This window comes from Kitasatospora azatica KCTC 9699 (assembly GCF_000744785.1).
In the GTDB taxonomy this organism is placed as follows: Bacteria; Actinomycetota; Actinomycetes; order Streptomycetales; family Streptomycetaceae; genus Kitasatospora; species Kitasatospora azatica.
Map to the genome: position 1 here is coordinate 3,320,903 of NZ_JQMO01000003.1, position 13,551 is coordinate 3,334,453.

The following is a 13,551-nucleotide window of genomic DNA, read 5'->3' on the forward strand; positions in this document are numbered from 1 at the left end:
CAGCACGAATCGACACCGACTCGAAAGAGGTCGACAATGCGCCGCACGGGCAACTCGGTCAAGCAGCAGGTCGCACTGGTCATCGCCACCGGCGCCGCCGTGGTGGCCGGCGTGTCGGGCCTCCTCGCCCCCGCCGCGACCAGCGCGATCGCTGCCCCCGCCGCCGGCCCGACGATCGCCGCGACCACCCCGGACGGTCCGACCGACATCAAGGACTGGGCCTGAACCGACGCTGGAAGCCCCGTGCTTGACGCATAGACGGACTTCGTCAAGGCTGATGGTGACCAACCGTCACATCCGCCGACTCCCGTCGGCTGACGTCACGCCACCAGGGGGTAACTGCGTGAACGACCGGTTCGCGGACATCGAACTCGCGGAAGCCGTGGAGTCCGTCCGCCGCCAACTCGCCACCGCCGCCGAACGGGCCGTCAACGAGCGGTTCCAGTTCGAGGTCGGCACGGTGGAACTGGAATTCTCGGTGGAACTGCGCCGCGACGCCAAGGCGGGCGGCAAGGTGCAGGCCTGGATCCTGTCGGCCGGGGCCGAGGGCAGCGCCGGTCGGACCACGGCCCACCGGGTGTCCGTCACCCTCACCCCCAAGGACCTCGCCACCGGCGAGAACGTCCGGGTGGGCCATGAGGACCTCGGCAGCCGAGACGGCTTCCGTTGAGCCTGACGGCTCAGCGCATCGCCGCCATCAGGGCGGCGCGGCAGGGCAGTGGGGTCCTGCTCACCACCCGACTCATCCTCACCGCCGCCCACCTGCTGCCCGCCCCGTCCCCGCGGGAGGCGCCCACCGTGATCGAGGCGGTGGTGCCGGGCGGCAACGGCTGGGTGCGCTGCACCGCGATCTGGCAGTCGGACACCGCCGACGTCGCGCTGCTGCTGGCCGGCGCCGACCTGGTCCGTCCCGAAGTCGCGGCCTCCTTCGGCGAGTTGCGCTGGGGCCGGGTCGGCGGACTGGAACCGGTCCCGCTCTGCCACGCGATCGGCTACCCGGCTGCCGGGCGCGAGGACGGCGGGGTGCTGCGCAGCCACCAGCTGGTCGGCACCCTGGCACCGGCCACCGGCCTGGGCGGCGGCCGCTACGTCCTCAGCACCGCCCACCAGCCGCCCGGTCCAGTGAGCGGCGCCGAGTCCCCGTGGTCCGGCATGTCCGGCGCCCCGATCGTCTTCAACAACCTGCTGATCGGCCTGGCCACCGCCGACCTGGCACCGGGCGTCTGGCACCACTCCCAGCTCGGCCTGGTCCCGCTGGCCCCGCTACTGACCAACCCGGCCCCGGCCGACGCCGGCCTCGCCGAGCAGCTCTCCCGCCGGCTGCCGGGCCCGGTCCGGATCCAGGGCATCTCGGCCCGCGAACTCCAGGACGCCGAGTTCGAGGAGGAGTACGCCCGCACCGTCCGCAAGGAGCACGGCCGGCTGCGCATCTTCGGCCTGCCGCAGTCCCTGCGCTGGGACCTCGGCACCGGCTACCTCAGCCTGCAGGCGGTGCAGCTGAGCCGCTCCACGATCGTCCCCGGCAGCGCCGACGCGGTCCTCGGCGCGGAACGCCGCGGCCGGGTCGAGGGCATGCTCAAGGACCGCCGCCGGGTGCTGCTGCGCGGCCAGGCCGGCTCCGGCAAGACCACCCTGCTGCAGTGGCTCGCCGTGAACGCCGTCTCCGGCACCCTGGTCGGCGAACTGGCCGAACTCAACCACCGGGTGCCCTTCCTGCTGCGCCTGCGCACCATGTTCCAGCTGGACAACCTGCGGCCGCGGCCCGCCGACTTCCTCACCATGGACCACAGCCCGGTGGCCGACAGCCAGCCGCCCGGCTGGGCCGAGCGGGTCTTCGCCGCAGGCCGCGCCATCCTGCTGGTGGACGGCCTCGACGAGATCCCGCAGGAGCAGCGCGAGGCCGCCGGCGAGTGGCTGGCCGAGCTGCTCGACCTGCACGAACACTGCTTCACCCTGGTCACCGTGCGCCCGTCCGGCGTGCCCGCGCACTGGCTGCGCCACCTGCGCTTCGAGGAGCTGCTGCTCTGCCCGATGGACGAGTGGGACCGCAACCGCTTCCTGGAACGCTGGCACCAGGCCGCACTGGCCACCGAGGAGGCCGCCGCCGATGACCCCAGCCCCGCCGAACTCGTCGTCCTGGACCGCCGGTTCCGCGAACTGAAGGACGCCCTGCGGCGGGCCCTGAAGCAGTCCCCGGACCTCGCCGAACTCACCGACAGCCCGCTGCTGTGCGCGATGATCTGCGCCCTGCACCGCGAGTGGGAGGGCGGGCTGCCGGAACGCAAGATGGACGTCTACGAGTCCGCGCTGGAGATGCTGCTGCACCGCCGCGACAAGGACCGCCAGATCACCGCGGTCACCGAGGGCCGGCCGCTCGGCCGCGAGGAGCAACTCGCCCCACTGCAGCGGATGGCCTCCTGGCTTGTGCTCAACGGCCAGCACGAGGGCGGCCACGCGGACGCGCTGCGCCAGATCCGCCAGGTGCTGCCCAGCCTGTCGGCCGGGCACAGCGACTTCGACGCCGAGCGGCTGCTGCGCCACCTGGTCGAACGCACCGGGCTGCTCACCGAGAGCAGCATGGAGACCTTCGAGTTCGTCCACCGCACCTTCCAGGACTACCTGGCCGCACGGGAGTTCATGGAGAACCGGGACTTCGGCCTGCTGGCCGCCCGGGCCGCCGACGAGCAGTGGGCGGACGTGGTCCGGATGGCCGTCGGCCACTGCTCCCGCCAGGACCGGGCCAAGCTGCTGCGGCTGCTGCTGGCCGGCGCCGAGCAGCGCGCGGACCCGCGCGAGGCCCGCTGGATCCGGCTGGTCGCGGGCACCTGCCTGCCCTACGCCCCGGTGCTGGACGCGGCGGTGCGCACCGAGGTGCTCGACCAACTGCGGCCGCTGCTGCGGATGTTCCCGCAGGAGGCGGAGGCGGCGTACGAGCAGCGCGAGTGGCAGGGGCTGTACGCGATCGGCGAGGACCTGCTGCCGCTGCTCACCCCGGACACCGACCTGCCGCTCTGGCTGGTCTGCCGGCTGCTCGAACGGATGGGCGGCGAGGAGGCGTTGGCACGGCTCGCCGAGATCAACACCCGGATCGCGGCCGAGCAGGGCGAGCCGGGCTCACTGGCCTCCCGCGAGGTGCTGGCCCGGGCCTACCAGAAGGCCGGCGACCTGAACCGGGCGATCCCGGAGCTGGAGAAGCTGGTGACGCTCTCCGAGCAGCTGCTCGGCGCCGGCCACCCCGACACCTTCTCGCCCCGACTGCACCTGGCCAACGCCTACCTGGAGGCCGGCTCGCTGGTCGGCGCGCTGCCGCGCTACGAGCAGCTGCTCGCCGACGCGCAGTCCCAGGGGGCCGCCGCCGACGTGCTGCTGATCCGCAGCCGGCTCGGCGCGGCCTACCTCCAGGCCGGGGCACTGGACCGGGCGGTCCCGCTCTTCGAGCAACTGCGCCTGGAGGCCGAGGGCCTGCACGGCTCGGAGAGCCTGGAGGCGATCACCGCCCGGGGCAACCTGGCCGCCGCACAGCGCGACGCGGGGCTGCTCGGCACCGCGATCACCAGCTTCGAATGGTTGCTGGTGGACGCCGAGCACGCGCTGGGCGAGGACCATCAGGGCACCCTGGTGATCCGCACCGACGCGGCCGCCACCCACGCCGAGGCAGGGGACCTGTCCCGGGCGATCACCGCTTTGGAGCAGATCCGGGCCGACGCCGCCCGGGCCCTGGGGGAGGACTACCCGACCACGCTGACCGCCGGCCTGCGGCTGGCCACCGCGTACGCCGCCGCCGGCGACCTGTTCCGCGCGGTGCCGATCCTGGAGTCGGTGGAGGCGGCGCGCACCCGCGAGTTCGGCGAGGACCACCCGGCCACCTTCGCGGTCCGCCGCCACCTGGCCGTCGCCTACCTCGGCCAGCGCGAGCAGTCCCTCGCCTTCGACCTGCTGCGCGGCACGCTGGACCGGGCGCACCGCACCCTGGGTGAACAGCACCCCGAACCACTGGCGCTGCGCCACGAGTTGGGCGTCGCGGAGCGCCGCACCGGTGACCCGGCGCGCGCCGCCCGGCTGCTCGACGGCGTCCTCAGGGACCGGTGGAGCCTGCTCGGCGAACGCCACCCCGACACCCTGCGCACCCGCCACCAGCTGGCCAAGGCCTACCGGGCCGCCGGCGACCCGCGCCGCGCCGCCGAACTGGCCGGCCGCACCCTGGCCCTGTGCGAGACCTGGCTGAGCCCGGGCCATCCGCTCACCGTCGCCGTGCAGGAGAGCCTGCGACGCTGATCGGTCGACGCCGCGCAGACCGCGCCCGGGTGAGGCGCACGGCAGCGCCCGGGGTCCGCGGACCCCGGGCGCTGCCGTGCTGTCAGATCGTGCGGATCAGGTTCAGTCCACCGGACGGACCCGGATCCAGGTCTCCAGGTAGTTGGAGCTCTCGTTCTCGATCTCGATGCTCGTCCCGGTGTCCGGCACGATCACGCTGCTGTACGGGTCGGCCGCGTCCCAGTAGGTGCGCTCGTGGTCGTTGAACTCGTCGACGCCCTTGCTGCGCGGGATGACGGTCAGCACATCGGCCTTGTGCAGCTCCAGGCCCGAGGTGCGGCGCGAGCCGAACGGCGAGTCGTAGCCCTGGATGCGCGGCTTCATCAGGGTGCCGTCGGACCACTTCAGCGCTGCCGGGTGGGAGTCGATCGGCAGCACCAGGCCGTGGCCGGGGTGCGCGCTGACGTTGTTGTCGGTCTGCGAGGTGTCCCAGTACCAGAGCAGCAGGCCGGGCTGGTAGGAGTAGTGCTCGACCCAGCTGGGCTTGCTCTTGAAGCCGAAGTTGTACGGACCGGTCTTCAGCGTCTCGTCGTAGGAGATCGGCTGCCGGTTCTCGGCCAGGTAGTACTGGGCGTAGTCCTTGGAGAACTTGCCGTTGATGATGGAGAAGCCCTTGGCCTGCCAGCCGCTGTTGCCGCTCTCCACGTTGTCGGTGAACAGCGCCGCGCCGTCGGCCGTCACGCTGATGTCGTCCAGCGCGAAGCCGTTGAAGTGCAGGCCGCCGTCGGTGGTGTTGTGGAAGCGGACCTTCACGGCCTTGCCCAGGTAGGCGTCCAGCGAGTAGGACAGGTCGCCCCACTTCTTGGCGTTGCCGGTCAGGCCGGCCTTGCCGCCGTTGTTCTTCGGGATCGCTACCCCGTCGAAGGTGCCGTCCAGGACGGTCCAGTTGGTGCCGCCGTCGGTGGAGACCTCGGCGTAGCCGTAGTCGTAGTCCTGCTCCAGGTCGTACCAGCCCTTGGCCTTGAGCACGGCGGAGGTCTTGCCGGTCAGGTCGACGTCACGGCTGAGCGAGACGTCCAGGTTGTCCGCCGCGCCGCTCCACCACTCGCCACTGCCGGCGAACGGCGTGTTGATGTCCGTGGTCACGGTCTTCTTCGGCAGGTCGACCACCAGGGCCTGCGGGAGCTTGGTGTTGAACTCCACCGGGCCGATGTGGTGCGTCGACTCCTTGCCCGCCTGGGCCTTGTCGTACTTGAGCCAGCCGAGCTGCAGCTTGCTCCAGACGTCGAAGTCGTTCGGCATGTCACCGATGGTGTCCTTGCCGGTGCCGAGCCAGGAGCCGGAGCTCATCAGCGACCAGAAGCCGACCGAGTTGTCGTTCGGACCCTGGGTGTCGTAGAGGTCCGGCAGACCGAGGTCGTGGCCGTACTCGTGGGCGAACACGCCCAGGCCGCCGTTCTCCGGCTGCATGGTGTAGTCGCCGACCCACAGGCCGGTGTTGCCGACCTGCACGCCGCCGCGCTTGTTGCCCTCGGGGCCGGTGACACCGGCGTCCGCGCCGTGCACGTAGGAGCGGTGCGCCCACAGGGCGTTGGTGCCCTGGACGCCGCCGCCGGCCGACTCGTCCTCGCCGGCGTGCACGATCTGGAAGTGGTCGATGTAGCCGTCGGGCTGGTTGAAGTTGCCGTCGCCGTGCGAGCCGTAGCGGTCCCACTTGTCGTACTCGGCGAGGTTGGCCTTGATGTCGGCGTCGCTGCGGCCCTTGGCCTTCTGGTCGGCGACCCAGGCGTTGAGGGCGTCGACGATCAGGTCCTGCGCGTTGGCGCAGATGTGCGCGCCGCAGTAGTTGGAGCCGTAGCGGGCCTCGTTCCACGGCACCCGCACCCAGTCGGTGACCTGGCCGTCGACCGAGTAGCGGCCGGAGGACTGCTTCTCGTAGAAGGTCTTCAGCGAGGGCTTGTCCTTGGCGAAGTACAGGTCCTGGTAGTGCTGCGGGTTGTAGTCGGCCTGCCAGGCGGTGGAGTTGTTGGTGGCCCGGTCCGGGGCGGCGATCTGGTTGTGCGCCGGGCCCGGGGTGCCGCCGTACTTCAGCGAGCCGTCCGGCATCTTGGTGGTGCTGTCCACCTGGTCGCCGAAGTCCACCAGGATGGTGAAGATCTTGTCGGTCCGCTCGCGGGCCAGCTCGACGTACTTGTCGCGGCCCAGCTTCACGCTGCTGCTGCCGTCGTGCTGCTCGACCTGGGCGGTGCCGGCCAGCAGCTGCTCGGTGGCGGCCTTCTGCTCGGCGTTGACCTTGTCGGTGTACGGGCCGGGCAGGTCGTGGTCGACCTGGGCGGCCTGGGTCGGGTCACTCGGGTCAGTGGTCGCTGCGCTGGGAGCGGCGGGGGCGCCGGCGGCTATCGCGGTGCCCGGCAGCAGGCCGAGGCCGAGGGCGGCGATCAGCGCCGCGCCCACGGCGGTGGCCGTGGCCTTCATGGGTGTCTTCAACGTGGGTGACGTCCTCCCCGGGACCGGGCGGGCTCATGGGGTACACAGCCGACCCGGTGAACGAATGTGCCAAGTTGAGGACATAGTTGACCCAACGGAAAGCAAAAAAGGAAGATCTTGACCACGCCATGACGGCGCGCTAAGCTGCGCGGCTTCCCGTCAGGTGACCTGACGTCATATCCGCTGGTCAGAACGGGTGTTGGCAGTGCCGCCCCGGTCGAATGGCGGGGGTCGATCGGCGGGGGGAGTGCGCTTCAGGTGTGAGGCGGGTCACGCCCGGCTGCTCGTGACTTCACGCACCGGACACAAAAGGCTTCGGCCCCTTCGGTCGTAACCGAAGGGGCCGAAGCCTGGTGAAGCTGGTGAACCTGTTACTTCGTCAGGTCCGGACCGGTCGCCGCGACGGCGGCCGGAGTGTCGGCCACGGCCGACTTCTCCTCGCCGCGGAAGGTGAACTTGGCTTCCTTGCCCTCACCCTCCACACCGACGACCACGATGTGGCCGGCCCGCAGCTCGCCGAAGAGGATCTTCTCGGAGAGGTGGTCCTCGATCTCGCGCTGGATCGTGCGCCGCAGCGGACGAGCACCCAGCAGCGGGTCGTAACCACGCTTGGCCAGCAGCTTCTTGGCCTCGATGCTGAGCTCCAGGCCCATGTCGCGGTCCTTGAGGCGGGCATCCACCTTGTCGATCATCAGGTCGACAATCTGGATGATGTCCTCCTCCGACAGCTGGTGGAAGACCACGATGTCGTCGACACGGTTGAGGAACTCCGGGCGGAAGTGCTGCTTGAGCTCCTCGCCGACCTTGGCCTTCATCCGCTCGTACCCGGTCTGGGTGTCACCGGTGGCCGCGAAGCCCAGGCCGAAGCCCTTCGAGATGTCCCGGGTACCCAGGTTGGTGGTCATGATGATGACGGTGTTCTTGAAGTCCACCACCCGGCCCTGGGAGTCGGTCAGTCGACCGTCCTCCAGGATCTGCAGGAGCGAGTTGAAGATGTCCGGGTGGGCCTTCTCGACCTCGTCGAACAGGACGACCGAGAACGGCTTGCGGCGCACCTTCTCGGTGAGCTGGCCACCCTCCTCGTACCCGACGTAGCCGGGGGGCGAGCCGAAGAGCCGCGAGACGGTGTGCTTCTCGCTGAACTCCGACATGTCGAGGGAGATCAGGGCGTCCTCGTCACCGAACAGGAACTCGGCGAGGGTCTTGGACAGCTCGGTCTTACCGACACCCGAGGGGCCGGCGAAGATGAACGAACCGCCGGGACGCTTCGGGTCCTTGAGGCCGGCACGAGTACGCCGGATGGCCTGGGAGAGCGCCTTGATGGCGTCCTTCTGGCCGATGACGCGCTTGTGCAGCTCGTCCTCCATGCGCAGCAGCCGGGAGGACTCCTCCTCGGTCAGCTTGAAGACCGGGATGCCGGTGGCGGTGGCCAGGACCTCGGCGATGAGCTTCTCGTCCACCTCCGCGACGACGTCCATGTCGCCGGCCTTCCACTCCTTCTCGCGCTTGGCCTTCGCGTTCAGCAGTTGCTTCTCGTCGTCGCGCAGCGAGGCGGCCTTCTCGAAGTCCTGCGCGTCGATCGCGCTCTCCTTCTCGCGGCGGACCTCGGCGATCTTCTCGTCGAACTCGCGCAGGTCCGGCGGCGCGGTCATCCGGCGGATGCGCATTCGGGAACCGGCCTCGTCGATCAGGTCGATCGCCTTGTCCGGCAGGAAGCGGTCCGAGATGTACCGGTCGGCCAGGGTGGCGGCGGCGACCAGGGCGGCGTCGGTGATGGACACCCGGTGGTGCGCCTCGTACCGGTCGCGCAGACCCTTGAGGATCTCGATGGTGTGCGGCAGCGAGGGCTCGGCGACCTGGATCGGCTGGAAGCGGCGCTCGAGCGCGGCGTCCTTCTCCAGGTGCTTGCGGTACTCGTCCAGCGTGGTGGCGCCGATCGTCTGCAGCTCACCGCGGGCCAGCATCGGCTTCAGGATCGAGGCGGCGTCGATCGCACCCTCGGCGGCGCCCGCGCCGACCAGGGTGTGCAGCTCGTCGATGAAGAGGATGATGTCGCCGCGGGTGCGGATCTCCTTGAGCACCTTCTTCAGGCGCTCCTCGAAGTCACCGCGGTAGCGCGAGCCGGCCACCAGGGCGCCCAGGTCCAGCGTGTAGAGCTGCTTGTCCTTGAGCGTCTCGGGAACCTCGCCCTTGACGATCGCCTGGGCCAGGCCCTCGACCACGGCGGTCTTGCCGACGCCGGGCTCGCCGATCAGCACCGGGTTGTTCTTGGTGCGGCGGGACAGCACCTGCATGACCCGCTCGATCTCCTTCTCGCGCCCGATCACCGGGTCGAGCTTGGTCTCGCGGGCGGCCTGGGTCAGGTTGCGGCCGAACTGGTCCAGGACCAGCGAGGTCGACGGGGTGCCCTCGGCGGGCCCGCCGGCCGTGGCCGACTCCTTGCCACCGCCCTGGTAACCGGAGAGCAGCTGGATGACCTGCTGACGCACCCGGTTCAGGTCGGCGCCCAGCTTCACCAGGACCTGGGCGGCAACGCCCTCGCCCTCGCGGATCAGGCCGAGCAGGATGTGCTCGGTGCCGATGTAGTTGTGGCCGAGCTGAAGGGCCTCGCGGAGCGAGAGCTCCAGCACCTTCTTCGCCCGGGGGGTGAACGGGATATGGCCGGACGGGGCCTGCTGGCCCTGTCCGATGATCTCCTCGACCTGCTGGCGGACCGCCTCAAGAGAGATCCCGAGGCTCTCCAGGGCCTTAGCGGCGACACCCTCACCCTCGTGGATCAGGCCCAGGAGGATGTGCTCGGTGCCGATGTAGTTGTGGTTGAGCATCCGGGCTTCTTCCTGAGCCAGGACGACAACCCGCCGCGCGCGGTCGGTGAACCTCTCGAACATCGTTAATCGCTCCTCAGAGCGGTCGGGCAGTTCGGGGACTGTCCCCGCCCTGTCCTTCCGCATGCTAGTCCCGCTCAGCGGCGCGGCCCACGTAGTTCCCCGCTACGGTGCGGGGAAATCAAGCTGCGCGACCAGCCGACACCCTTCCCAACCTGATGCTGGGAGACGGTGTTCCCGCCAGTGCGCCGGATGCACGTGCTGCCGCTACGCCAATGGCGAACACGCTCCGGGTCCCTCCGCTCCGGCGGCCCCGTGGAGCCTCCGGATGACCGTCCCACCTGCATTCATACCGGAAATTCCGGTCGTTCTCGTGCAGTTTCCGCGGTGGCGTTGTTCGCCTGGCGAGAAGTCCGTCCGGGGACGGCCCGGGTGACGGGGGTTCAGCGGTAGGGCCGAACGGGGCGCTCGGCGTGACCGTGTCCGCCCATCCAGCGTTGCACAATCCGTGAGCGTTCAACCGCCCCGGACTCTGCCAGGTCCCGCCCCCGCCCCGGCCGGCCTGCCCGGCGGCGGACTGCCCAGTGCCGGAGTGCCCAGTGCCGGACTGCCGCGTGCCGGAGTGCCCGGCCACGGCCACGGGGCGCGGAGGGAGGCCCTCCGCGCCCCGTCGTGGGGACGACTGATCGCGCCGGCCGGTCAGGAGACGTTGGCCGCCTCGTAGGCCTCGCGGACGTTGCTCGGGACCCGGCCGCGGTCGTTGACGTTGTAACCGTTGTCCTTCGCCCACGTGCGGATCTTGGCCGTGTCCGCACTGCCGGCTGCCGGGCGGGCGGTGCCGCGGCTGCCGGTGCGCCGGGCGCCGGTGAGCCGGCCGCTCTGCTTGCGGCCCTTATCGACGTACGGAGCGAGCAGGTTGCGCAGCTTCTCCGCGTTGCCGGACTTCAGGTCGATCTCGTAGGCAACGCCGTCGAGGGCGAACGTCACCGTCTCGTCCGCCGAACCGCCGTCGAGATCGTCTTCAAGAATGACCTGCACCCTCTGTGCCACGGGACTCCCTTTCCTCTTAACGACCCAATGCCTTAGGGAAAGGAAACCGCCTTTTCTCGGAAAACACAAACCCCGGGTCGCGCACGCCCGGCTTCACAGGTGCAGCAGCATGCGTGAGTTGCCCAGGGTGTTGGGCTTGACCCGCTCCAGGTCGAGGAACTCGGCCACTCCTTCGTCGTAGGAGCGAAGGAGTTCTTCATACACTTCCGTAGCGATGACGGCCGGGTCTGTCGTACCATCATCGGTTTCCCCGATCTCGACGAAGCCGTGTTTCGCGAAGAACGCCACCTCGAACGTCAAGCAGAAAATCCGACGGACGCCGAGCCAGCGCGCGGTGTCCAGCAGCTTGTCCAGCAGCACGTGCCCGATGCCATGACCACGGCAGATCGGATCCACCGCCAGGGTGCGCACCTCGGCCAGGTCCTCCCACATCACGTGCAGGGCGCCGCAGGCGACCACCGAGCCGTCGTCGTCGCGTTCGGCCACCCAGAACTCCTGGATGGATTCGAACAGCGTCACGGTGGGCTTGTCGAGCAGAATGCCGTCGCGTGAGTAGGCGTCGATGAGCCGTCGTACGGCCCGCACATCACTGGTCCGCGCCCGGCGGATGGTGACCTCCATGGGCGGGACGTTATCGCGTCGGGCCGGGCGGGGTCTCCTCGGTATCGACCTCCAGATCGGGACCGGCCACCCGAAGCGCGTCCCGCAGCGCCGCGCGCTGCTCGGCCGACATCATGCCGAAGAAGTGCACCAGGGCCGCCGCCGGATTCTCACTGGTGGCCCAGGCGTCGTTCATCAGTGAAGCGGTGTACGTCTCACGGGAGGAGACCGCTTCATATCGATAGGCCCGTCCGACCCGCTCCCGGCGCAGCCAACCCTTTCGATACAGCTTGTCGAGCACGGTCATCACGGTGGTGTACGCGATATCGCGTTCCGTGCGCAGATCGAGCAGTACCTCGCGAACCGTCACCGGGCGGTTCCAGCGCCACACCCGGGTCATGACGGCATCTTCGAGTTCGCCGAGCTGACGGACCATACGACCACTTTAGAGAGCTTTGTCGGACTAATGCCGCAGGCCGCCTCCCCGTTTCGGGGAAGCGGCCTGCTACGTCAAGTCCTACCGGGTCCTACTCGGTGGGAGCGGCAGCGGCGGACCGGGCCATCGCCTCGGCGGCGGCGTCCTCCTTGCCCTTCTGGGCACCGCCCTGGCTGCGAATGATGGCCCGCACCAGGAACCCGAAACCGATCGCCATCACCAGCGGCGGCACGATCGCACTCACGTACTGCATCAGGTCACTCCTCCTCGGTCTTCTCGTCCTCGGTCTTCTCGGCGGCCACAGCGGCCTTTTCGGGCTTCACCAGGGGGAAGAGCACCGTCTCGCGGATGTTCTTTCCGGTGAGCAGCATGATCAGCCGGTCCACGCCCAGCCCGAGCCCACCGGTGGGCGGCATCGCGTACTCCAGCGCCCGCAGGAAGTCCTCGTCCACCTGCATCGCCTCGACGTCGCCGCCGGCCGCCAGCAGCGACTGCGCGGTGAGCCGGGCCCGCTGCTCGACCGGGTCGATCAGCTCGGAGTAGGCGGTGCCGATCTCGGTCCCGAAGATCACCAGGTCCCACTTCTCCGCCACGCCCGGGATCGAGCGGTGCTGGCGGGTCAGCGGGGACACCTCGGTCGGGTAGTCCTTGATGAAGGTCGGCCGGATCGCGTTCTCCTCCAGCAGGCGCTCGATCATCTCCAGCACGATCTGGCCGTGGCCCCACTCCTTCTCGTAGGGCACGCCGGCCGCGTCGGCGAGCTTGCGCAGCTCCTCCACGCTGGTGGCGGGGGTGACCTCGGTGCCCAGCCGCTCGGAGATCCCGGGGTAGACGGAGACCTCCTGCCACGGCTCGGCCAGGTCGATCTCGTGCTCCACCCCGTGCGGGTCGGTGCCGCGCACCACGGTGGTGCCCAGCGCGTCCCGGGCGGCGTTGATCACGATCGCCCGGATCAGCTCGGCCTGGGTGTCGTAGTCGCCGTAGGCCTCGTAGGACTCCAGCGCGGTGAACTCCGGGTTGTGGGTCGCGTCGGCGCCCTCGTTGCGGAAGTTCCGGTTGATCTCGAAGACCTTCTCGGCGCCGCCGACCACCAGCCGCTTGAGGTACAGCTCGGTGGCGATCCGCAGGTAGAGGTCGATGTCGTAGGCGTTGATGTGGGTGATGAACGGACGCGCGTTGGCGCCGCCGTGGATCGGCTGCAGCATCGGCGTCTCGACCTCGAGGTAGCCGCGGCTCTCGTAGGTGTCGCGGATCGAGCGGACCACCTTGCTGCGCAGCTGCAGCATCTCCCGGGCCTCGGGGTTGACGATCAGGTCGACGTACCGCTGCCGGACCCGGGCCTCCGGGTCGGTCAGGCCCTTGTGCTTGTCGGGCAGGGGGCGCAGGCACTTGGCGGTCAGCGCCCAGCTGTCCACCATGACGCTCAGCTCGCCGCGCCGCGAGGTGATCACCTCGCCCTCGACACCCACCTGGTCGCCCAGGTCGATGTCGGACTTCCAGGCCGCCAGCCGCTCCTCGCCCAGCTTGTCCAGCGAGAGCATCACCTGCAGGTCGCCGGAGCCGTCCCGCAGCGTCGCGAAGCAGAGCTTGCCGCCGGTGCGGGCCAGGATCACCCGGCCGGTGACGCCGACCCGCTCGCCGGTCGCGGTGTCGGCCGGCAGGTCGGTGTGCTTGGCGCGGAGGTCCGCGATGGTGGTGGTGCGGGGGAAGCCGACGGGGTACGGGTCGATGCCGGCGGCGCGGAGCCGGTCGAGCTTCTCGCGCCGCACACGCATCTGCTCGGGAAGGTCGTCGGTCGCGGGAAGGCTGCTCTGATCGCTCACCTCACCAGGGTAGCGAGCGCATGGCACTGCCCCGCCACCGGATATCGCGGGCGGCGGGGCAGTACGGGTACCGCTG

Annotated in this window: 9 protein-coding genes and 1 pseudogene; 3 read left to right on the forward strand and 7 right to left on the reverse strand. The window is 69.9% G+C overall.

Annotated features, from left to right (window positions below):
- The first annotated feature begins 36 nt into the window (after positions 1–36).
- From BR98_RS39670 to BR98_RS36675, 3 genes are all read left to right on the forward strand, one after another.
- Positions 37–225: a hypothetical protein gene (locus BR98_RS39670; protein WP_035847807.1), complete on the forward strand. Its 189-nt coding sequence runs from the start codon at positions 37–39 to the stop codon at positions 223–225.
- Positions 226–343: 118 nt separating this feature from the next.
- The gene (locus BR98_RS25400; RefSeq protein WP_035847809.1) at positions 344–670 is read left to right on the forward strand and encodes a trypco2 family protein; all 327 of its coding nucleotides are present in this window, start codon (positions 344–346) and stop codon (positions 668–670) included.
- Positions 667–4,275 carry a tetratricopeptide repeat protein gene (locus BR98_RS36675; RefSeq protein ID WP_051970212.1) on the forward strand — a complete coding sequence of 1,203 codons (3,609 nt, stop codon included), beginning with the start codon at positions 667–669 and terminating at the stop codon, positions 4,273–4,275. The genes BR98_RS25400 and BR98_RS36675 overlap by 4 nt, the downstream gene beginning before the upstream one ends.
- A 102-nt stretch (positions 4,276–4,377) precedes the next feature.
- Here the strand turns inward: BR98_RS36675 and BR98_RS25410 are convergent, their stop codons facing one another.
- The 7 genes and pseudogenes from BR98_RS25410 to lysX all read right to left on the reverse strand — a co-directional run.
- Positions 4,378–6,729: an immune inhibitor A domain-containing protein gene (locus tag BR98_RS25410; RefSeq protein ID WP_035847811.1), complete on the reverse strand. Its 2,352-nt coding sequence runs from the start codon at positions 6,727–6,729 to the stop codon at positions 4,378–4,380.
- Positions 6,730–7,112: 383 nt separating this feature from the next.
- The gene (locus BR98_RS25415; RefSeq protein WP_035847813.1) at positions 7,113–9,629 is read right to left on the reverse strand and encodes an ATP-dependent Clp protease ATP-binding subunit; all 2,517 of its coding nucleotides are present in this window, start codon (positions 9,627–9,629) and stop codon (positions 7,113–7,115) included.
- A gap of 636 nt (positions 9,630–10,265) precedes the next feature.
- Positions 10,266–10,616: a histone-like nucleoid-structuring protein Lsr2 gene (locus BR98_RS25420; RefSeq protein ID WP_035847815.1), complete on the reverse strand. Its 351-nt coding sequence runs from the start codon at positions 10,614–10,616 to the stop codon at positions 10,266–10,268.
- Positions 10,617–10,709: 93 nt separating this feature from the next.
- Complete coding sequence (locus BR98_RS25425; protein WP_035847817.1) at positions 10,710–11,237, reverse strand: amino-acid N-acetyltransferase; 528 nt, start codon at positions 11,235–11,237, stop codon at positions 10,710–10,712.
- Between the two features lie 10 nt (positions 11,238–11,247).
- The gene (locus BR98_RS25430; protein ID WP_035847818.1) at positions 11,248–11,652 is read right to left on the reverse strand and encodes a BlaI/MecI/CopY family transcriptional regulator; all 405 of its coding nucleotides are present in this window, start codon (positions 11,650–11,652) and stop codon (positions 11,248–11,250) included.
- 91 nt (positions 11,653–11,743) lie between these two features.
- Positions 11,744–11,905, reverse strand: a complete 162-nt coding sequence (locus BR98_RS40525; protein WP_035847821.1) for a hypothetical protein — start codon at positions 11,903–11,905, stop codon at positions 11,744–11,746.
- A 4-nt stretch (positions 11,906–11,909) separates the two neighbouring features.
- Positions 11,910–13,538, reverse strand: a pseudogene (lysX, locus tag BR98_RS25440) (bifunctional lysylphosphatidylglycerol synthetase/lysine--tRNA ligase LysX); the annotation flags it as partial.
- Between the last annotated feature and the right edge of the window lie 13 nt (positions 13,539–13,551).